The 19,162-nt window shown below is 44.0% G+C and carries 22 protein-coding genes; 3 read left to right on the plus strand and 19 right to left on the minus strand.

What is annotated here, in order from left to right:
* Positions 1-320: 320 nt before the first annotated feature.
* From H540_RS0126830 to rraA, 3 genes are all read right to left on the minus strand, one after another.
* Positions 321-563 (minus strand): DUF2164 domain-containing protein, encoded by a 243-nt coding sequence (locus tag H540_RS0126830; RefSeq protein WP_028403193.1) that lies wholly within the window; start codon positions 561-563, stop codon positions 321-323.
* A 46-nt stretch (positions 564-609) separates the two neighbouring features.
* Positions 610-756 carry a hypothetical protein gene (locus H540_RS35790; RefSeq protein WP_425388190.1) on the minus strand — a complete coding sequence of 49 codons (147 nt, stop codon included), beginning with the start codon at positions 754-756 and terminating at the stop codon, positions 610-612.
* 67 nt (positions 757-823) lie between these two features.
* Positions 824-1,312 (minus strand): ribonuclease E activity regulator RraA, encoded by a 489-nt coding sequence (rraA, locus tag H540_RS0126835; RefSeq protein ID WP_028403194.1) that lies wholly within the window; start codon positions 1,310-1,312, stop codon positions 824-826.
* 115 nt (positions 1,313-1,427) lie between these two features.
* Between rraA and ybaK the strand changes: the two genes are divergently transcribed.
* Positions 1,428-1,898, plus strand: a complete 471-nt coding sequence (ybaK, locus tag H540_RS0126840) for a Cys-tRNA(Pro) deacylase (protein WP_028403195.1) — start codon at positions 1,428-1,430, stop codon at positions 1,896-1,898.
* Positions 1,899-1,945: 47 nt separating this feature from the next.
* Here the strand turns inward: ybaK and H540_RS0126845 are convergent, their stop codons facing one another.
* The 4 genes from H540_RS0126845 to H540_RS0126860 form a co-directional block, all read right to left on the minus strand.
* Positions 1,946-3,598, minus strand: coding sequence for a putative ABC transporter permease subunit (locus H540_RS0126845; RefSeq protein ID WP_028403196.1), 1,653 nt, complete (start codon positions 3,596-3,598; stop codon positions 1,946-1,948).
* The gene (locus tag H540_RS0126850; RefSeq protein ID WP_028403197.1) at positions 3,591-4,316 is read right to left on the minus strand and encodes an ABC transporter ATP-binding protein; all 726 of its coding nucleotides are present in this window, start codon (positions 4,314-4,316) and stop codon (positions 3,591-3,593) included. The genes H540_RS0126845 and H540_RS0126850 overlap by 8 nt, the downstream gene beginning before the upstream one ends.
* A gap of 385 nt (positions 4,317-4,701) precedes the next feature.
* On the minus strand, positions 4,702-4,905 hold the full coding sequence (locus H540_RS0126855) for a hypothetical protein (RefSeq protein ID WP_028403198.1): 204 nt from the start codon (positions 4,903-4,905) through the stop codon (positions 4,702-4,704).
* Between the two features lie 52 nt (positions 4,906-4,957).
* Entirely contained in the window at positions 4,958-5,299 is a 342-nt protein-coding gene (locus tag H540_RS0126860) for a DUF3889 domain-containing protein (RefSeq protein WP_034672036.1), read from the minus strand.
* A gap of 125 nt (positions 5,300-5,424) precedes the next feature.
* Between H540_RS0126860 and H540_RS0126865 the strand changes: the two genes are divergently transcribed.
* Positions 5,425-5,856, plus strand: a complete 432-nt coding sequence (locus tag H540_RS0126865; protein ID WP_028403200.1) for a hypothetical protein — start codon at positions 5,425-5,427, stop codon at positions 5,854-5,856.
* 20 nt (positions 5,857-5,876) lie between these two features.
* On the opposite strand, the gene H540_RS0126870 is transcribed toward H540_RS0126865, so the two are convergent.
* Both H540_RS0126870 and H540_RS0126875 read right to left on the minus strand, forming a co-directional pair.
* Positions 5,877-6,065: a hypothetical protein gene (locus H540_RS0126870; protein ID WP_028403201.1), complete on the minus strand. Its 189-nt coding sequence runs from the start codon at positions 6,063-6,065 to the stop codon at positions 5,877-5,879.
* Positions 6,066-6,268: 203 nt separating this feature from the next.
* Complete coding sequence (locus tag H540_RS0126875) at positions 6,269-6,454, minus strand: hypothetical protein (protein WP_028403202.1); 186 nt, start codon at positions 6,452-6,454, stop codon at positions 6,269-6,271.
* 37 nt (positions 6,455-6,491) lie between these two features.
* Between H540_RS0126875 and tnpB the strand changes: the two genes are divergently transcribed.
* Positions 6,492-7,613: an IS200/IS605 family element RNA-guided endonuclease TnpB gene (gene tnpB / locus H540_RS0126880; RefSeq protein ID WP_028403203.1), complete on the plus strand. Its 1,122-nt coding sequence runs from the start codon at positions 6,492-6,494 to the stop codon at positions 7,611-7,613.
* 144 nt (positions 7,614-7,757) lie between these two features.
* On the opposite strand, the gene H540_RS0126885 is transcribed toward tnpB, so the two are convergent.
* The 10 genes from H540_RS0126885 to H540_RS0126935 all read right to left on the minus strand — a co-directional run bounded on the left by H540_RS0126885 (position 7,758) and on the right by H540_RS0126935 (position 19,090).
* Positions 7,758-9,182 (minus strand): aldehyde dehydrogenase family protein, encoded by a 1,425-nt coding sequence (locus H540_RS0126885; RefSeq protein ID WP_028403204.1) that lies wholly within the window; start codon positions 9,180-9,182, stop codon positions 7,758-7,760.
* Positions 9,183-9,186: 4 nt separating this feature from the next.
* Positions 9,187-10,536: a 4-aminobutyrate--2-oxoglutarate transaminase gene (gene gabT, locus H540_RS0126890; RefSeq protein ID WP_028403205.1), complete on the minus strand. Its 1,350-nt coding sequence runs from the start codon at positions 10,534-10,536 to the stop codon at positions 9,187-9,189.
* A gap of 46 nt (positions 10,537-10,582) precedes the next feature.
* A complete protein-coding gene (locus H540_RS0126895; protein ID WP_051317305.1) occupies positions 10,583-12,070 on the minus strand; it encodes an amino acid permease in 1,488 nt (495 codons plus the stop codon).
* 204 nt (positions 12,071-12,274) lie between these two features.
* Complete coding sequence (locus H540_RS0126905; protein ID WP_028403208.1) at positions 12,275-12,553, minus strand: YokU family protein; 279 nt, start codon at positions 12,551-12,553, stop codon at positions 12,275-12,277.
* Positions 12,550-13,986, minus strand: a complete 1,437-nt coding sequence (kamA, locus tag H540_RS0126910) for a lysine 2,3-aminomutase (RefSeq protein ID WP_028403209.1) — start codon at positions 13,984-13,986, stop codon at positions 12,550-12,552. Before kamA ends, H540_RS0126905 begins: the two co-directional genes overlap by 4 nt.
* 210 nt (positions 13,987-14,196) lie before the next feature.
* On the minus strand, positions 14,197-15,582 hold the full coding sequence (locus tag H540_RS0126915; protein WP_028403210.1) for a sigma-54 interaction domain-containing protein: 1,386 nt from the start codon (positions 15,580-15,582) through the stop codon (positions 14,197-14,199).
* A gap of 66 nt (positions 15,583-15,648) precedes the next feature.
* Positions 15,649-16,512, minus strand: a complete 864-nt coding sequence (gene ablB, locus H540_RS0126920) for a putative beta-lysine N-acetyltransferase (RefSeq protein WP_034672038.1) — start codon at positions 16,510-16,512, stop codon at positions 15,649-15,651.
* On the minus strand, positions 16,490-17,800 hold the full coding sequence (locus tag H540_RS31030) for a peptidase (protein WP_051317306.1): 1,311 nt from the start codon (positions 17,798-17,800) through the stop codon (positions 16,490-16,492). The genes ablB and H540_RS31030 overlap by 23 nt, the downstream gene beginning before the upstream one ends.
* A 16-nt stretch (positions 17,801-17,816) precedes the next feature.
* A complete protein-coding gene (locus tag H540_RS0126930) occupies positions 17,817-18,479 on the minus strand; it encodes a 3-oxoacid CoA-transferase subunit B (protein WP_028403212.1) in 663 nt (220 codons plus the stop codon).
* Positions 18,464-19,090, minus strand: a complete 627-nt coding sequence (locus H540_RS0126935) for a CoA transferase subunit A (protein ID WP_425388191.1) — start codon at positions 19,088-19,090, stop codon at positions 18,464-18,466. The genes H540_RS0126930 and H540_RS0126935 overlap by 16 nt, the downstream gene beginning before the upstream one ends.
* Positions 19,091-19,162: the final 72 nt, after the last annotated feature.

The raw sequence follows: 19,162 nt of genomic DNA on the forward strand, positions 1-19,162 counted from the left end.
GGACGACAGAGCAACGGTCTGGTGCGTCAACCGAAGGTGTCATGACCTCATTAACGTAGCTGGAATTTCTCCTAACTGAGTCTGGTGAACTTACCCCGAAGGGACGAACCTAAAGACTATGTAGCTTCTTTTCAGAAGCCACGATACCTTTAGGTTCGTGGTAGTTCACTATCGTAATTCATTCCTTCATTCTCCTTTCAATCCGGTAATTAATATTTACGATATGTAATTTTCATTTTTCCTTATCATAGCAAGGCTTATCATATTTTTCCTTTTTCACGTACTAAAAAATAACAAAAAAAGACGGGGCATCCGTCTTTTTATCTCCGTATCGGTTTTTCAAGCGTGTATAAATCTTCCTCAACACCTTGCATTCGTTCTAACACAAGCTGGCGTGCATCCTTGATTCCCATATTATAAATATACGGAGTCACTTCTTTAATCATATAATCCAGAAAAGCCTCCGCCTCCAAATTGCCGATTTCTTCCCAGTCTTGCTCTCTGAAATATTCTTGAAGCTTCGCGGCAAGCTGCAGTTTATCTTCTCTTGGCAGTTTCATCATGCATTCCCTCCATTTGCGGACTAGTCAAGCAAACCATATTTTCCTCTTACATGTTGTAACACATTTGCCCGCAAATAGCTATATTGCTGTGCATTCGTATCAAAAAAGTCTCTTCGCGCAAGGCCGGCAAATCATCGTATGCAATCACGCTAAGAAATTGGGATTCTGTAAAATCATATCGTTTGCCGTTTATTTCATTATAGTAATGTCATTGTGATGCAGAAGTTTTTAAAATGCCACAATACACGATGCTTCCGTTTTTATTCTGTTTCTCCAAGCAAGCGGTCAGATACAATCACACCGTCCTCATCAGCATACACGTAATGATTTGAATGCCACTGTACACCGCCGAATTCCAGCGTAACATTTTCTTCACCTTTTCCTTCTTTCTTGCTTTTTTTAGGAACGCTTGCCCTTGCTAAAATACCAATCTCGATATCTTTCAGCTCTGCCGTATCTCTCACGCAGCCATTAATGATAATCCCTGCCAGCTTACGGGAAGCCGCGATGGCTGCCAAGTTATCGCCAAGCAATGCACAACGAACAGATGCCCCGCCATCCACAACGAGCACTGTCCCAGCCGGTACCGTTTCCAACGCTTTTTTCACAAGCACATTATCATCGAGCACCTTCAGCGTTACAATCGGTCCTGTAAAAGAAGCCTGCTTTCCGTATGATGTAAAGATAGGTTCGCATACTTGTACGTACGCATCGTATGCGTCGCAAAGATCTGCCGTCTTTATTGTCATCTTTTTTCTCTCCCTTACCCCGATATTTCATAATGAAACGTATTCTGTTTTTTTACCTTATCTCCCTGCCAAATCATGAAAAATTTTGTATACTTATGTTAGGAAGGTGATAAAAATGGCTGGAAAAACAATCGCATGCCGGATGCTGGATGCAAAAAAAATTCGCTACACCCTGCATGAATATGAATGGGACGAGAACAACTTGGACGCGCGCCATGTCGCTGAGCAGGTAGGTCTTTCCCTTGAACACGTTTTTAAAACGCTTGTATTAAAAGGAGATAAAACCGGAGTCATTATGGCTTGCATTCCCTCTCATAAAGAACTGAACCTAAAAGCGCTCGCTTTAGCAAGCGGCAATAAAAAGGTTGAAATGGTGCCGGTAAAGGACATACAAGGTGTGACGGGATACATACGCGGCGGCGTATCCCCGCTTGGCGTAAAAAAACGCTATCCGCTTTACATAGACGAGTCAGCTGACGTACTCAACCCGATTAGCATTAGTGCCGGAAAACGCGGTCTCCAAATTTTTGTAAAAGGAAGCGATTTAATTGCTGTAGCAGAAGCAGTTCCCTCTTCCCTTACATAAGAAAAGATGCTGAATTCCAGCATCTTTTCTTAGTTAACATAATATTATTATTGTATTTTCCGTAACAAACGTTCTGCTCCCATTTGCATAGCACGGTGAACAATCACATTTGCAATGCCATAAAGCAAGAACAACACGACAAACGTGAACCATATTCCCGCATGCAGGAAAAAATGCAGAAGCAGCACAACTCCGACCGTTGCTCCAGCAATGATGATGTTTAGGAGAAAATTCCAAAGCGGCGTATAGCGGCCTTTGAACATTTTTTGCTCGTTCTCCCAGTGCACATCTGCCGTATGCGCATCCCATCTTACACCGATTAAGCTTGTGAGCCACAAACCGTTCAGGCAAAGAATCAACCATAAAATAGTAAATAAAACAGGCGTATTCGCCAGCGCCACAATGGCGATCCCAAATGCCAGCAAAATGGAGGCATTGACGAGCCATGATGTAAACACCTTCGCAAACACGATTGTGGATGCCGGAATCGGCAAATACCGATTGGCAAACCAGTTACCCCCATCCCTTGAAAAGGAAGTTGTCGCTGTCATGTTAGAGCTAAGCAGGAACATCCCGGCACAAAATCCGACGCCGAGCGCTAACCCCAATTGATCAGGACTCTTAAGGGCTCCCTTCAGCCAGCCCATGCTTCCATTTTGCAGAAAAAAGGCAAAGAAAAAGATAACGGGCGTTGTAAATCCTTGAATGATGCAGTTCAAGAAAAAGGCTGGTGTACGAACGAGAATGCGCAGCTCCTTTTTTACATATGCTGCCCATTTTGAACCTTGCTTCGTCGTCTTCTCGTATCCGCCTGAGCTGAGCGCCTTTCGCTTAGAGGAGCCGCTCGATAAACCAATTACTCCTTTTAAATAATACTTCTGCGCTGTAAAATAAAAAACACCAAAAAAAACGAAGGAAATGAGCACGAACAGCAGCAAATAAAGCAATCCTTGCACATGTTCATTCTGCAGCAATGCCAAAGCAGCCAAATATGTACTTGGAAAATATTTTGTAGCACTCACAAGAAGTGATGATCCATCACCTGTCAGCATGGCAGCCATTCTTTCGGCTGAACCGCCCCTATTATTCCATTGCATAAACAAATTCAATCCAACAATGAAAACGATGGAGAAAAAACCCATAAACAAGCGGCTGCGGTCTTTGTTTTTTCCGAGGTTCGTAAAGCGCATCAAAATCATCATCAATAATGAAACGATAACGAGTGGAATAATCGGGAACAGTAAGTATATACCAAACGAATACAAATAATATGTAATAAACGCGCCGCTGCGGATGCCGTACACGATGATAATGGGAAATAAAAAGAAAGAAGAAAACACATATTGCGTCAGCAAAACCGTAATGAACTTCGCCGTCACGATTTGCGAAGGCTGGAAAGGCAACGGCAATAAATTTTCCACATCATCCTCATAGTAAAACACTGTGAGAATCGAAGTAATGCTCATGAGAAACACCCATATGCTTGCGACGGCAAGACCCATCCCAAGGAGAACGCCTTGCTGGCCGCTTTGTGCCAACACTTCATACATTCCGTAAGCAATCATTCCGAAAAAACTGAATCCTACAAATAAAAGCATCAGCCAAGAAAACAAATATAAGGCAATTTTCCCTTTGCTTTGAAATAACTCAGAGTAGTTCGTTTTCAGCAATACCTTTGTAAGCAGCCATATTTTACGCATTGTCCGTCATCTCCAGGAACATTTTCTCCAGCGACTCATCAGACTTGAAGTGCTCGCGCATTTCTTGTAAATTGCCGCAAAATTGCAGATGGCCTTTATTGATGATGCCAACCCTGTCACATAGCTTTTCCGCCACCTCAAGCACGTGCGTCGAGAAAAAGACTGTCTTCCCTTTATCTGCATGCTCCCGCATCATTTGCTTTAAAAGAAAAGCGGATTTCGGGTCAAGCCCAGTGAGCGGTTCGTCTAAAATCCACACTTCCGGCTCATGAAGCAACACACCGATCATAATAATTTTTTGGCGCATGCCGTGTGAATAACTTTGAATTTGATCATTCAGCACGCCATATAAATCAAAGCGTTCTGCTAAAGCTCGAATTCGTTCCTGCCGGATGCTGCTTGGCACTTCATACATATCGCCCATAAAGTTCAAATATTCGATTCCTTTTAACCGAAGAAACATATCTGGACTGTCGGGCACATAGCCGAATATTTTCTTCACTTCCAGCGGCTGCTTCTCTATATTCATTCCATTGATTAAAATGCTGCCGCTGTCCACGCTGTGAATGCCTGTCATCATTTTGATAGTCGTCGATTTTCCCGCTCCGTTCGGACCGAGAAAGCCGAAAATTTCGCCGTTCGGGATTGTAAGATTCAAGTTCTTGACTGCAAATGTAGCGTCATTATAGCTTTTTGAAACGTCCAAAATTTCAATCATGACTTTTGCCCTTCCCTTCTATCGGTCTATGTATCTAGTGTAATACAGACAGGAAAAAAATGTAATCCTTTTTCCGTAAACTGATTTTCCTGTAAGATATTTGCAGATATATGAGTGAATGATAATTTCGACATGTCCATGTGCTATGTGCAACCAAAAGAGAATATGATATGCTGCTTCTCTCTCCCTGCATGGGCCACGAAAAGGGTTTGACCGCTTCTACGCTTAGTCAGATGCTCTCTCCCACCTAAAAGAACCGTTTTTTTGTCGATTTTTTTAGTTGCATTTATATACATCATATAAGCAGGCAGTTCCATAGAGATTATCGGCTTCGGATATAGAGTTTAATGCACTGAAAAAGGGACTGATTTTACTCAATCCCTTTTCATGTTTCTTCAAAAAACTCCCGAAGCTGTTTGGAGTTCTTGTCGCTGTTATTTTGATAGTACGGATTGTCCTCCGTCGCGTTTTTAGGATCCAAGTTCGTTTTAATCACAAGTGTCGGCTGATTGGATGGCTCTGCAATCATTCTGTCTTCTAATTCATGAAAGTCAGGCATTTTCTCGTTTCCTGGTTTTTTCGGCTCCATTGCTGCACCTCCTGTCGTTAGCTTGCTTATATGACGAAAAACTATGCGTTTATCATATCGGTGATTCTTTAAAGGTAATTTGAATAATATTTTCTCCCGGCAAATCAAATTCAATATCGACAAACACACCGAATTCTCTTTCGTTTTGTCTCAGCCATAATTTAAATTTTTCAACTGCAACTCCGGACGATTTCTTTTCTCTTCCTACATACAAATAATCAATAACATCAGCTTGCGGGTATTTTTCTTTTGTTTTTAAGACAGCCAGTTTCCCCCATTTTGCGTATGCGGGATCTCCCCGTTCGATTCGTATCGCATGAGCGGTTTGCGTTGCAGGCATGGACAGAGGAAAACTGGTTGCAAAAATAACAAAAGCAATCATACAGCGTTTCATAACAATCCCTTCTTGCATTTTTTCTTATTGTATGACTTACAGCTATTACTATCCGCAAAAAATACACAAATCACACTTTCATAATTTTTAACAATTTGGGTATATTATCCACGAGGTGATAATATATGAAAAAAACTATTTTTCTATTGCTTCTATTCTTGTCTCTTACGTCTGGCGCAATGGCACAAACTTCTTCCAATGTCGAAATTTTTGATGTAAACAAAGGACGCATTATGAAAAAAATTCCGGCAAACGAAGGCATACAAAAAGAAGCAAGCAGCTACTTAAAAGAAATTACTGCTGTATACAACAAACTCAGCCCGCTTCCAAACGAAGGCTATATGATTAAAATTCCGTTAGAACCGGCTTTCAGGATGCAAAATCAGTGGCTGTATAGTGTCGTTGATGAAGTAATTGTGATTTATAACGGACACGAAAAGCCTTACCTTATGGTGCTTGATGACGAAAACAGTCCGTATTTTTTTACGTTTAACAAAGATACAAACACATTGTTAAAACAGCTAAAATTCCAGCCAAAAGCTTTTCATAAAAAGTGAAGGATGGCCGTGGCCATCCTTCACTCTGCTGTATAGTTGCGGACATGCTTCGTGTCTTCTACAGGTGCTTCCAAAGGCTGCTCCGTTACGCCATACATGATTTCATCGTACGGTGTATATGTGTTAGAAGGCAACTTTTTATTTCGGGACAGCTTGAAAAAAGTAAAACCAATGAGCAGAACGATAAAAACAATAAGACCCGTTACCATGGTTTACCTCCTGCAAAGAATGTTACTCTTGTTATATGATATGTACGCTTTTCTTTGATTAGTCTAGTAAACTGGTCTGCAAACCCTATTCCTTCTAAAATTTATTTTATCTTTTGTAGGCGAGAAGACCTCATCCTCAAGGAATGGGAAGGGCGCAGCCCAATGAGTAGGGTGGGGATGAATCGCCTTCGGACAAGGGATGGCTATATGCCATCCCGATTGTCCGACTGCTCGAGTGCGATCTGCAGAAGATACAGTATCATTTGTGCACGAGTGTCAAACTCCTTCTGTTCTTTGTAGAAATCCAACCTTTCCAATCGTGTGTTTGTAACGAACGGAACATTCGTTTGTTTTTTCTTCAATCTCCCTTTTTCTTCCAATATATACATGTTATACTACCTATATGGAAAAAGGAGGTGAAGTACCATGTTAGTCAACAAGGCATACAAGTTCCGTATCTACCCCAACAAAGAACAATCCACCCTCATCAATAAAACAATTGGCTGCAGCCGCTTTGTATTCAATCGCTTCCTTACCCTATGGAATGATGCCTATAAGGCAACAGGTGAAGGTTTAACCTACAATTCTTGCTCAAAACAACTCACAGCGCTTAAAAAAGAAGTGCCATGGCTGAAAGAAGTAGACAGCATTGCCTTGCAATCTTCCCTCAAGAACCTTGACGATGCGTTCAAACGCTTTTTCAAAAAACAAAATGACGCGCCGCGCTTCAAAAGTAAACGAAACAAAGTCCAATCCTATACCACAAAGCATACAAATGGAAACATTGCAGTAGAGGGCAATTACATCAAGCTCCCTAAGCTGGGCCTTGTTCATTTTGCCAAAAGCCGTGAAGTGGAAGGCCGTATTCTAAGCGCCACAGTAAGACGAAATCCATCTGGCAAATATTTTGTATCCCTATTGGCAGAAGTAGAGGTACAACCTAAACAGAAAATGGGATCAAGCGTTGGCATTGACTTAGGAATCAAGGACTTTGCCATTTTAAGTACAGGAGAAGTATTCTCGAATCCAAAGTGGTTTCGTACGCTGGAAGCCAAATTAACGAAAGCCCAGCGTGTTCTGTCCAGACGCACCAAAGGTTCTGCCAATTGGAATAAACAACGCATCAAAGTTGCGCGTATTCATGAACGTATTGTGAATGCCAGAACAGACTACTTGCAAAAAATCTCTACCTATGTGGTCGAAAACCATGACCTCATCGGGATAGAAGATTTGCAGGTGTCGAACATGCTGAAGAACGGCAAGCTTGCAAAAGCCATCAGTGAAGTAAGCTGGTCGCAATTCCGCACAATGTTGGCATACAAAGCCAAATGGTACGGCAAGCAAATCGTCGCTGTGTCCAAGACATTTGCAAGCAGCCAGCTCTGCTCCCGTTGCGGCTACAAACATAAAGACGTGAAGAATCTCAATTTGCGTAAGTGGACATGCCCCTCTTGCGAAACCCATCACGATCGAGATTTGAACGCAGGACAGAATCTTAGAAACGAAGCGATTCGTCTCTCAACCGTCGGAGCGACGGGGGTAGCCTAATGCATAACTAGCCGATAGGTTGGTGTTCTTAGGAATCCCCCACTTCAAGGAGCGTTAGCGAGTAAGTGGTGGGTAGTTCAAAATGGCTGCTATATGCAAACTAATCAAAAAGCCGATTGTTTTTGCAACCGGCCCATGCTTCTATCATAGTTTGAATGTCACCAATTTCAATTCTGTCATTTCTTCAATGGCATACTTGATGCCTTCTCTTCCGAATCCGCTCTCTTTCACGCCTCCGTACGGCATATGGTCGACACGGAATGTCGGCACGTCGTTTATCATGACTCCTCCCACTTCCAGCTTTTTCGCAGCTTCCATGGCGTGAGCCAGATTGTTCGTGAAAACGCCGGCCTGCAATCCGTATCTCGATTGGTTCACAAGGGAAAGTGCATCCTGGAAATCATCGAATGCCTGAAGTACGACGACCGGTCCGAAAATTTCTTTACAGCAAATTTCCATCTTTTCATTTACATTCTCTAAAATCGTCGGTTCATAGATTCGTTCATTCCATCGTTTCCCGCCAAGAACGATATTGGCGCCCTGTCCAACCGCAGCTTGCACCCAATTATCAATCCTGTTCACATCCTTCGTTGAAATAAGCGCCGATATATCCGTTTCCTCGCTTAATGAGTCTCCGATGACCAGCTTTTTCGCTTCTTCCGCAAACAATTGCTTAAATGAGCTGTATATACTCTCATGCACATAGACACGCTGAACGGATACGCACACTTGTCCGTTATTTACGTAAGACCCCCATACAATACGCTGTATCAGTTCTTTTGTGAGCTCTGTCTCTTGATCCACAATCACTGCAGAATTGGCACCCAGCTCCAGCGTAATGCGTTTCAATCCCGCTTTCTGTTTCATTTCAATGCCGACATCAGGACTGCCCGTAAATGTAATGCCGGCTACATCCGGGTGCCTCACCAGTTCTTCTCCTACTACAGAACCTTTCCCTGTCAATACGTTGAAGGCACCTTTTGGCAAATCCGTTTTATCCAGCATTTCGGCCAGCATGAAGGCAGAGAGAGGCGTTTGGCTGGCCGGCTTTAATACGACCGTATTTCCTGCGGCGATTGCCGGTCCCACCTTATGCGCAACAAGATTGGCAGGAAAGTTGAAAGGCGTGATAGCCGCCACGACGCCAATCGGATTACGTACTGTATACGATATTCTTCCTTCCCCGCCAGGCGCAGCATCAAGGGGAATTGTCTCCCCATGGATGCGCTTTGCCTCCTCTTGTGCGAAAATATATGTCGCAATGGTACGATCCACTTCTCCTAAAGCTGCTTTTAACGGTTTTCCCGCTTCCAAAGCGATGATTTGTGCCAGCTCTTCTCGCCGTTCTTGCAGCTGTTTGACCAGCTGTCCTAAAATAGCTGCCCGTTTATGCGCAGGCATTTCTTTCATTTCAAGCGCCGCAAGCTTTGCAGCCTGTACAGCCTCATGCACATCTTCTCTCGCAGCTTGCGGAATTTCAGCTATCTTCGCACCGCTGTACGGAGCCGTTAACTCTGCATATTCCGTGCCGTCTCTCCATTCTCCGCGTATATACAATTTTCTTTTCATAACATTACACCTCCAGGCTATATACATCATGAAACACATCTTCTAAAACGGACAATCCCTCTTCCAGCTGCTCGTTCGTTATGACAAGCGGAACTAAAAAGCGGATTACATTTCCGTATATACCTGCACTGAGAAGAATAACACCGGACTCACAGCAAGCCTTCGTAAACAACGCTGTAAACTCTTTTGCCGGTTCCTTCGTTTTCGGATCGATCATTTCAACCGCGACCATCGCCCCGAGTCCGCGCACATCACCGATGATAGGAAACCTTTTTTGAAGCTTTTCAAAACGATCTTTAATCGTTTCTCCAATTCTATGAGCGCGCAGCACCAATTCGTCACGTTCAATGAGTTTCATTACCTCAAGCGCAGCTGCACATCCAAGAGGACTTCCGCCATATGTACCTCCAAGCTCTCCCGGATCAGCGGCATCCATAATCTCTTTGCGGCCCGTTACGGCACTGATCGGTAATCCGGCTGCAATCGATTTTGACATCGTAATCAAATCCGGCGCAATCCCGAAATGTTCGGACGCGAACCATGCGCCCGTTCTGGCAAAGCCTGTTTGAATTTCGTCCGCAATAAATAAAATCCCATGCTGCTTGCACAAATCATATACGCCCTTCACAAATGCTTTCGGCGGAACGATAAACCCGCCTTCTCCTTGAACAGGCTCCATAATGACAGCTGCAATTTCTTCCGGGGCCGCTTCCGTCAGCAAAAAGTTTTTGAATTCTTGAAGGCAGAATGCCGCATATTCTTCTTTCGTCATCGCTTTTGGACGATGAAATTCGTATGGGTAAGGAGCCTTGTATATCCCGGGGGCAAAAGGCCCCATTTGGAATTTGTAGGGCTTTACTTTACTCGTAAGCGACATTCCAAGAAGCGTACGGCCGTGAAAGCCTCGGGTAAATGAAACGATGCCGCTGCGCCCTGTATATTTTCTGGCGATTTTAACGGCGTTTTCTACAGCCTCGGCTCCGCTATTCAGTAAAATCGTTTTCTTTTCGAATGCACCCGGCGTCACCTCCGCCAGCTTTTCCGCCAGCGCGATATACGGTTCGTACATTGCCACATGGAAACATGTATGCAAATACTGTTCCGCCTGCATTTGGATGGCCTTCACCACTTCTTTTGGCGTATGACCGGCGTTTAACGTACCGATTGCTCCTGCAAAATCCAAGAAAACATTGCCGTCTACGTCCTCTAAAAGTGCTCCGTGAGCTTGCTTTACAAAAATAGGCGTATTGTTTCCTACTCCTTTCGGTACAGCGGCTTGTCTTCTCTCAAGCAACGCCTTCGTATTTTCACCTAAAAATTCCCCTTCAATCTTAATAAACTTTCTTTCTTTCATATGAAAATCCTCCTTGTGTATATGAAGCTGGATGGTTTTATGAATCTCAGTTTATATCAACTTTAAAATCACACTGATCGAGCGGAACAACTTTCGTTCGTTTGATAAACTTATAGCCAAGCCATGCAGCGAAAAAGAGCGGTAAGCCGATATAGGAAACGAACACGCCGTTCCAGTCAATGCCATCCCCTGTAAAAGCAGAGTAATTTTGCCCTAAAATAACAATACCGCAAAGCACAAAGGCAAATATCGGACCAAACGGGAACCATTTTGCCTGAAACGGCAGCTCGTTCATATTTCTCCCTTGTGCAATGTACGCTTTCCGGAAACGGTAGTGACTGACTGCGATACCGAGCCAAGCGATGAACCCTGACATACCGGATGCATTCAGCAGCCAAACGTAAACGACGCCATCGCCAAACAACGAAGCCAAAAACGCCAATGCGCCAATAGAAGACGTCACCAGCAAAGCGTTGACCGGCACTCCGCGTTTATCCAGCTTGGCGAGCATTTCCGGCGCTTTCCCTTGCTTTGCCATATCCCAAAGCATACGTGTTGCCGCATACATGCCTGAGTTTCCCGCGGATAGTACTGCCGTTAAAATGACGGCATTCATAACAGAAGCCGCAAACGCAATTCCCGCTTTATCAAATACAAGCGTAAACGGACTTACCGTTACATCACTGCTTGCAAGACTCTCATTCGTATATGGAATTAATAAGCTAATGACAAAAATGGCTAGTATGTAGAATAAGAGAATGCGCCAAAACACTTGACGGGCAGCGCGAGGGATATTCTTCCGCGGATTTTCACTTTCCCCTGCCGCTACTCCTAACAGTTCTGTGCCTTGAAAAGAAAAGCCCGCCGCCATGAAAATACCGAGCGTAGCCATAAAGCCGCCGTGAAACGGTGCATCGCCAATCGTGAAATTTGTAAAGCCGACCGCTTCTCCTCCGATGATTCCAAAAATCATTAAGGTTCCCGTAATCAAAAAGATAATTACCGTTACAACCTTTATTAAGGAGAACCAGTATTCCGCTTCGCCGAATCCTTTAACAGACAGATAGTTTAGCAGAAACATAATCGTCAAAAACAAAGCGCTCCACAAAAGCGAAGGAGTATGCGGAAACCAAAACTTCATGATCATCGTTACTGCGGACAATTCAGCCGCAATGGTAATGGCCCAGTTATACCAGTAGTTCCAGCCAAGCGCGAACCCTAAAGCAGGGTCTACGAATTTCGTCGCGTATGTACTGAAGGATCCCGCAACCGGCATATAAGTGGCCATTTCTGCAAGACTTGTCATTAAAAAGTACACCATAATCCCGATGGCGATATAAGAAACAAGCACACCGCCCGGACCGGCATTATGAATGGCGTTACCGCTTGCCAAAAACAAGCCTGTCCCGATTGTTCCGCCCAGTGAAATCATCGTCAAGTGACGTGATTTCAGCCCCCGCTTCAGCTCGTTCGGAGGAGATGCCGTCTTTGACTCAAATACAGCGATTTCCGCCGTTTCCACTATATTTTTCATGAACATGCTCCTTTTTCAATCAGTCTTTGCAATACGTATTCCTCGCTTACTCTCGTATTCCCCAGTGCTTGTCCATTTGTTCTTTTCTGATCGCTACATTTATAAAACGCTTTCATTTTTCTTTTCTCAGAACATAACTTTTGAAGGTCATGCAGGCTGCGTGCCTGACAAGAGAAATCGGAAGCGAAAAATCGCTTCCAATCTTTATACAGAGAAATCAAAATAATTTCTCTTCAATAATCGCGGCTGCTGCAATAATTGTCCATACGTAATCGTTTTCTCAAGCCTCTTCGTATCAATTAAAAACAATTGCTCCTCGATCGCAGTAACAGTCGCGTCTGTTTGATAAGCTATGCTGCAATCCTGACACTCGACGCATGGCGTTTCTATAATTTCGATGGCTTTTGTTCCGTCGGGAAGCTCCCAATATACCGTATTGGTTGTTTCTATCACATTGACAGATTCACACCACTGACATCTCATCCTGCTTCTCCCCCAGTTTTCACGCTAGCTACAAGCTCTTCGCTTTTTTGGCCCTTTGTCAGCTGTGCTTGATATTTCTTTTCCTTCATCTCATCGCGTTTATCACGTTTATCCTTCAATGACGCATGCTCGGGGTTCGTCGCATACGTCTTGCGGAGATCCATGCGCTGCAATCCTTCCGGAACGAGAGAGAACTTCGTTTCATTCATTAATCCTGCAATACCGGCATTGGAGCTCTTTTGCTCCATGTCCGGATAAATTTCTTTAAAGTAATCTTCCGCTCGGCCCGGAACATAGTTTTGCGGCTCTGGATAAGTGGTAATAACACCTTCAAAGTTGCGAAGAACGACCTTATCTGCACTTTGCGAAATCAAATAATTCGGCTGCAAGGCGATTTTCCCGCCTCCGCCCGGCGCATCAACTACGAATGTCGGTACAGCATATCCAGATGTATGGCCGCGTAAGCCCTCAATGATTTCTAACCCTTTGGAAACAGGAGCGCGGAAATGACCAATTCCTTCCGATAAATCGCACTGATAAATATAGTATGGACGCACACGGATTTTGACCAAGTCATGCATCAGCTTTTTCATGATTGGAACGCTGTCGTTAATACCTGCTAAAATAACAGCTTGGTTTCCGAGCGGAACACCGGCATTAGCAAGCATTTCGCATGCAAGTTTAGACTCTTCTGTAATCTCAATGGATGTATTGAAATGTGTATTGAGCCAAATCGGATGATATTTTTTCAGGATATTGCAAAGATTTTCCGTAATGCGCTGCGGGAACACGACAGGTGCTCTTGTGCCGATGCGAATAATTTCTACATGCGGGATAGCGCGCAAGTTTTTCAGGATATATTCCAAAATATTATCGTTAATGAGCAGACCGTCTCCGCCGGAAATTAATACATCGCGGACTTGCGGCGTGTTGCGTATGTAATCGATAGCACCATCGAGCTGTTTCTTCGGCACGCCCATGCCGATTTGTCCTGAGAAGCGGCGTCTTGTGCAGTAACGGCAGTACATGGAGCATTGGTTCGTCACCAAAAACAGAACCCGATCCGGATAGCGATGCGTAAGCCCCGGAACAGGAGAATCCTCATCCTCATGAAGCGGATCTTCTGAATCGTATCGTGTTTTATAAAGTTCCGCAGAAATCGGAACAGACTGCATACGGACCGGACAGCGCGGATCATCCGGATTCATTAAAGAAGCATAGTATGGCGTGATGTTGAGCGGAATGGTTTTTGTAGAAATTTTGACTCCTTCCTCTTCTTCCGGAGTTAGATTGATGACTTTTTTCAAATCGTCCAATGTTTTAATCGTGTTTGTGAGCTGCCAGATCCAATCGTTCCATTGCTCCTCTGTCACGTCCTTCCACAACTCTATTTCTTTCCAGTGCCTATTTGGTGCATAAACAGCATTTACCATACTTACATCCCCTTTCAAATGGTTGTGCTTTTTATAATGCAAGTGCCGTGCCAAATCATGTCTAATACATAAAAACCCCTTTAAAAATAACTAAATATTATTAATTTTCTAATTATTAATGCGGTTTTCTTCGGTTTTTTCGTATCAGCTCATATAAATTTTTGCAGAACTTCTCATTAACAAAAGAAAAACCGCCGAAATTTTGGCGGTTTATATCGAGATATTTTGTTTTTGTATCTTATATTGAAGCGTTTGTCTCGGAATATCAAGAAGCGTGGCGGCTTGCTGGATATTGCCGTTCGTTTGTAACATAGCACGTTTGATGAGAGAAGTCTCTGTTTCCTGCAATGCCTCGCGCAACGGCTGAATCTCCTTTGTTTCCGTACTCTTTTTTATTTGTTGGAGCTGCATGGGAAGATGCTTTACCGTAAGCGTAGAACCTTCCGCCATAACCATCGCATGCTCAATCGTATGCTTCAGCTCACGAACATTTCCAGGCCAGTTATATTGATGAAATAGCTCAAATACACTGTGCTCCACATTTCGTATACGCTTTAAGAATCGTTCATTAAATTTCTCAATAAAATGGGACGTAAGCAATTCAATATCAAAATTTCTTTCCCGCAAAGGAGGAATGAATAAAGAGAACACATTCAAGCGATAGTATAAGTCCGGGCGCAATATTCCTTTTTGGACACAATCCAACGGGGACTCGTTGATAGCCGCAACAACTCTCACATTTACTTTGCGCGTTTTTTGATCGCCGATACGGCGAACGACTCCGTCTTCCAATACGCGCAAAAGCTTTGCCTGAAGCTCCAGCGGCATCGAATTAATCTCATCCAAAAACAAGGTGCCCCCATCCGCCAGTTCAAACAGTCCAGCCCGGTCCACTGCTCCTGTATAGCTTCCTTTTGTCGTTCCGAATAACAAGCTCTCAAGCAGCGATTCAGGCAAAGCCGCACAGTTTTGCGCGATAAAAGGATTGCTTCGCCGGTGAGAAAGGTGGTGAATAGACTGTACGAACAGCTCTTTTCCTGTGCCAGTCTCCCCTACAACCAACACGGCAGAATCGGCGTGAGCCACTTTTTCCATTTGTTTCTTCACTTCGAGCAAAACGGGATCGTTTGTCAATATATCTGAAATGGTATAGTAGTGTGTCTGCTTACTGTTGTTTTGTTTTGCAGGCGGATTCATCCGCGCCTGCAAATCCAAAACCTTTTCTCCGAGCTTTTTGATCGTGGAGTAATCTTTTGCAATTTCAACAGCACCAATCAAATTGCCCTCCAGTATAATCGGAATAGTTGTATTAATCGTATCAATGAAATGACCGTTTATATTTTGATAGCGCTGCGGCTGCTGAATGATAGGCTGCTTTGTTTTCAGCACCTTCAGCAATGTGCTTGTTTCTTTCGTCAGAGAAGGGAAGGCTTCCAGCACATGTTTGCCCAATACTTCTTCGACAGAGACTCCGTCATGCTCAGCCGCCACTTGGTTATAGAAAATGGTCATTCCGTTTTTATCGACTGCATGGATGGCTTCATCGATGCTGTTTAAAATGGCGCTAATCATTTCATTTGTCGGAATTTCAATCAATGTGTTCACCATCCTTTTACTGCCGAAAATCCGGCGATTTAGCGCTGGATTTTCGGCGGTCAGGCATTAAGATGCTCCTTTGGAAAGATCTTTGACCCATACGTTCATATCTTCCAATTTGTTAAAGATATAACAGTTGTTTGTTAATCGGCCTGTATACGTATAGCCAAGCTGCCAAAAAGCTGCGTTCATTCCATACGACAAGGATCGTGCAATCGTATAGGCACAGTATACAGATTGACTCCGTAAATCTTTCTCCAGCTGTTTCAGCAATTCTTTCATCAAACCGTGCTTGCGGTGATCTTCAAGTGTAGCGCAATTGGTCAGCTCTGCATTCCGCTGGGAAAAATCAATTTCAGCCGATGCTGCGCTCACGATGATGCCATCTTTTTCATACACCCAGTACACAGTTCCCTCTTCCATCGTCTTTTCTACGTAAGCTGCTTCATTTAAAGGAGTCGGATAGATTTGAAATACCTGACCATACAAGCCCGCAAGCTTCCCGGCATCCGCTTTCGCAGCTTTACGGATGATATAGCCTTCAGGAATCATCTTTTCTTTTACCGTATCCGTTTTGAAAACAGCCGCAACGATTTCGTCTCCCTTTGACCAGTACAGACTATTTCTTCGGTCCTGGCTGTTATATCTCGTTACAAAAAAAGCATCGCTTCCTTGAAAATATCCATTCACGACCGCTTCTATCGTGTACCCGGCATGCAAAAACGAATATAGATGTTCTTGCCTTGCTTTTATAATGAGCTTCGTATACTGATATTCTTGTGCGAGCATTTCTGTTTTTTTGACTAGGTCCGGTACATTCCCTAAGTAATAGTCCACGCGGATTCGTTCGTTAAAATGATCCAGCGCAGCTTCAAAACAAAATGTCTCCTCGACCACTTTTATAGTTTCATAATACTCCTTCGCCTTCATATGCACCCTCGCTTTCCTGTTGCTCCTGGACACCGCACCAATCAAGCAATGTACAAGCAATGATTTCTGCAGCCAAAAACATTTGCTCCAAATCGATGTATTCATCCGGGTAATGGGCCACCTTCGTTTCGCCGGGACCGAATACAATCATAGGAATTTGCGAAACTTGCGTAAACAATCCCCCATCTGTGCCCCACGGCGCGGCTTCCATAACAGGCTTTTGTTTTGTGATTTCTAAATAGTTTTGTTCTAGAGTTTGCACTAAAGCATGATCTGCTTCAATCGAACCGGGAACCCATCTTGCACCGAACCATTCTACCTCAACAGGATGCTCCGCAAACCATTCGTCCTTCATTTTTAAATCGCGCAGCCATTTCTCGAATTCTTCTTTGGCCGCTTCTAATTTTTCACTTGGAGCCACTCCAAACCTTCCTTCTAGCACTACGAGATCGGACACAGACGATGGCCAAGTGCCGCCGTGTATTGTACCAATGTTAATTGGAATAGGAATTGGCACGCCATCATACAACGGGTCATTCACACGATCATTTCGCAGCTTTTCTAGCTTGCCAACTTCTTGAATCACTAGCATACTTTTTTCAATCGCGCTAACTCCTTCGTATCGCGTTCCACCGTGCGCTACTTTTCCTTTTACTTTCAGACGGAACCACATAGAGCCTTGCTGCTTAATGAAAAACTTCATATTCGTCGGTTCAGGAATGATGACACCATCAGCTTGATAGCCGCGTAAAATTGCTGCGAGCGTACCCGCGCCCCCGCTTTCTTCTTCAATCACGCTTTGAAAATACACGTCTCCTTTTAAAGCAATTCCGCTGTTTTTAATAGCTTCTATAGCCAAAATGAGAGCGACGTTTCCGCCTTTCATATCGGTTGCTCCGCGTCCGTACAGCTTGCCATCCTTCACCGTTGCACCGTACGGCTGCTGCGTCCATTGCTTCAAGTCCCCCTCGGGCACAACATCAATATGACCGTTTAAAATCATGGATTTCCCGCCGCTTGTGCCCTTTAAAATTCCCACCACATTCGGGCTTCCGTTAAAATTGCTGCGGGCAGAGATAAAGTACGGATGCTCCTGCATTTCTTCCTTGGAAGGCTCCCAAACGTCCAATTCTAATCCCATTTCTCTCAGCTTTTCCATAATAATTGCTTGCGCTCTGCTCTCATTCCCAGAAATGCTGTCTTCTTGCACCAATCGCTGCAATAACTTTATGGATTGATTTTTACTTTCATTTATATAACCTTGAATTCTAGACTTATACTCTCTCAATCTCCTCACCTCTTTTTTACATAATCGTTTTCAATTCTTTACTGATCACAAGCTCTGCACCTGTATGCTGTATAACATCTTCTGCCGTGTAAGGATGCATTAATTCTTTAAGTACTAAAGCATCATTTACTACCTCAATAACAGCCATTTCCGTAATGATCACGTCTACACAGCGTTTAGATGTTAAAGGCAGTGTGCATTCCTTTACAATCTTTGGGCTGCCGGATTTATCCGTATGATTCATCACAACGATTACGCGCCTTGCTTTTTGCGCTAAATCCATCGCTCCGCCAATTCCCGGCACGCGTTTTCCGGGAACGATCCAGTTTGCCAAATCTCCCTTTTCGCTCACCTGCAGTGCTCCTAAAATCGTCACATCTAATAACCCTCTGCGAATAATTCCAAAAGCAGTCGCGCTGTCAAAATAGCTCGCTCCGTTTAACACGGTAACAGGAAATCCCCCTGCGTTGCATAAGTTCTCATCCTCTTCTCCCTTTGCCGGACTCGGTCCTATTCCGATAATGCCGTTTTCCGCATGAAACATGACGTGCACATCCTGCGGCAAATGGTCAGGAACAAGAGAAGGAATACCAATGCCTAAATTAACAAGCATTCCGTTTTTGATTTCTTGCGCAGCCCGCTTTGCAATTTTATGACGAAAGTCTACTCCCACGCCCATTTCCAGTTCACTCCTTCCGATGCAACAATGTAATTTACAAACACGCCTGGTGTTACGATTTCTTCCGGGCTCAATGCTCCGAGCGGCACAATTTCTTCCGCCTCTACAATCGTAATTTCTCCGGCCATTGCCATAAGTGGATTCATATTTCGCGCACTTTTATCAAACACAAGATTTCCAAATGGGTCGGCTTTTTTCGCAAAAATGATACTGACCTCTGCTGTAAGAGCTTCTTCGACTAAGTATTGCTTTCCTTTTACCGTTACTTTTTCTTTACCGCTTTCCGCTATACTGTCCAAACCCACATCTACCAAAACACCGCCAAGACCGACTCCTCCAGCTCGAATTCGCTCTGCCAAAGTGCCTTGCGGAGAAAATTCCACTTTCAGCTCGCCTTCTGTCATGAGCTTGCCGGCAAATGGATTTGAACCGATGTGAGAGGTGACAATAGACTTCACTCTCGCGTTTCGTACCATTCTGCCGATGCCGATATCAGGAAACCCTGTATCGTTGCTGATTACATGCAAGTCTTTGATGCCGCACTCTAATAAAGCTTGCAGAATGGACGGCGGTGAGCCAACTCCGCCGAAGCCTCCTACCATTAAAGTCATTCCGTCACGAAAGTGCGGAAGGATTTGTTCGACAGATGTGATTTTTCTGTACGTGTTCTCGACCAAATTCAT

Source organism: Ectobacillus panaciterrae DSM 19096, from assembly GCF_000430785.1.
Classification (GTDB): Bacteria; Bacillota; Bacilli; order Bacillales; family Bacillaceae_G; genus Ectobacillus; species Ectobacillus panaciterrae.

Bases quoted from the DNA above. Each gene is read 5' to 3' on its own strand.
- H540_RS0126830 (WP_028403193.1), bottom strand. From the start codon at position 563: ATGATGAAACTGCCAAGAGAAGATAAACTGCAGCTTGCCGCGAAGCTT.
- rraA (WP_028403194.1), bottom strand. From the start codon at position 1,312: ATGACAATAAAGACGGCAGATCTTTGCGACGCATACGATGCGTACGTA.
- ybaK (WP_028403195.1), top strand. From the start codon at position 1,428: ATGGCTGGAAAAACAATCGCATGCCGGATGCTGGATGCAAAAAAAATT.
- H540_RS0126845 (WP_028403196.1), bottom strand. From the start codon at position 3,598: ATGCGTAAAATATGGCTGCTTACAAAGGTATTGCTGAAAACGAACTAC.
- H540_RS0126850 (WP_028403197.1), bottom strand. From the start codon at position 4,316: ATGATTGAAATTTTGGACGTTTCAAAAAGCTATAATGACGCTACATTT.
- H540_RS0126855 (WP_028403198.1), bottom strand. From the start codon at position 4,905: ATGGAGCCGAAAAAACCAGGAAACGAGAAAATGCCTGACTTTCATGAA.
- H540_RS0126860 (WP_034672036.1), bottom strand. From the start codon at position 5,299: ATGAAACGCTGTATGATTGCTTTTGTTATTTTTGCAACCAGTTTTCCT.
- H540_RS0126865 (WP_028403200.1), top strand. From the start codon at position 5,425: ATGAAAAAAACTATTTTTCTATTGCTTCTATTCTTGTCTCTTACGTCT.
- H540_RS0126870 (WP_028403201.1), bottom strand. From the start codon at position 6,065: ATGGTAACGGGTCTTATTGTTTTTATCGTTCTGCTCATTGGTTTTACT.
- H540_RS0126875 (WP_028403202.1), bottom strand. From the start codon at position 6,454: ATGTATATATTGGAAGAAAAAGGGAGATTGAAGAAAAAACAAACGAAT.
- tnpB (WP_028403203.1), top strand. From the start codon at position 6,492: ATGTTAGTCAACAAGGCATACAAGTTCCGTATCTACCCCAACAAAGAA.
- H540_RS0126885 (WP_028403204.1), bottom strand. From the start codon at position 9,182: ATGAAAAGAAAATTGTATATACGCGGAGAATGGAGAGACGGCACGGAA.
- gabT (WP_028403205.1), bottom strand. From the start codon at position 10,536: ATGAAAGAAAGAAAGTTTATTAAGATTGAAGGGGAATTTTTAGGTGAA.
- H540_RS0126895 (WP_051317305.1), bottom strand. From the start codon at position 12,070: ATGAAAAATATAGTGGAAACGGCGGAAATCGCTGTATTTGAGTCAAAG.
- H540_RS0126905 (WP_028403208.1), bottom strand. From the start codon at position 12,553: ATGAGATGTCAGTGGTGTGAATCTGTCAATGTGATAGAAACAACCAAT.
- kamA (WP_028403209.1), bottom strand. From the start codon at position 13,986: ATGGTAAATGCTGTTTATGCACCAAATAGGCACTGGAAAGAAATAGAG.
- ablB (WP_034672038.1), bottom strand. From the start codon at position 16,512: ATGAAGGCGAAGGAGTATTATGAAACTATAAAAGTGGTCGAGGAGACA.
- H540_RS0126930 (WP_028403212.1), bottom strand. From the start codon at position 18,479: ATGGGCGTGGGAGTAGACTTTCGTCATAAAATTGCAAAGCGGGCTGCG.
- H540_RS0126935 (WP_425388191.1), bottom strand. From the start codon at position 19,090: ATGACTTTAATGGTAGGAGGCTTCGGCGGAGTTGGCTCACCGCCGTCC.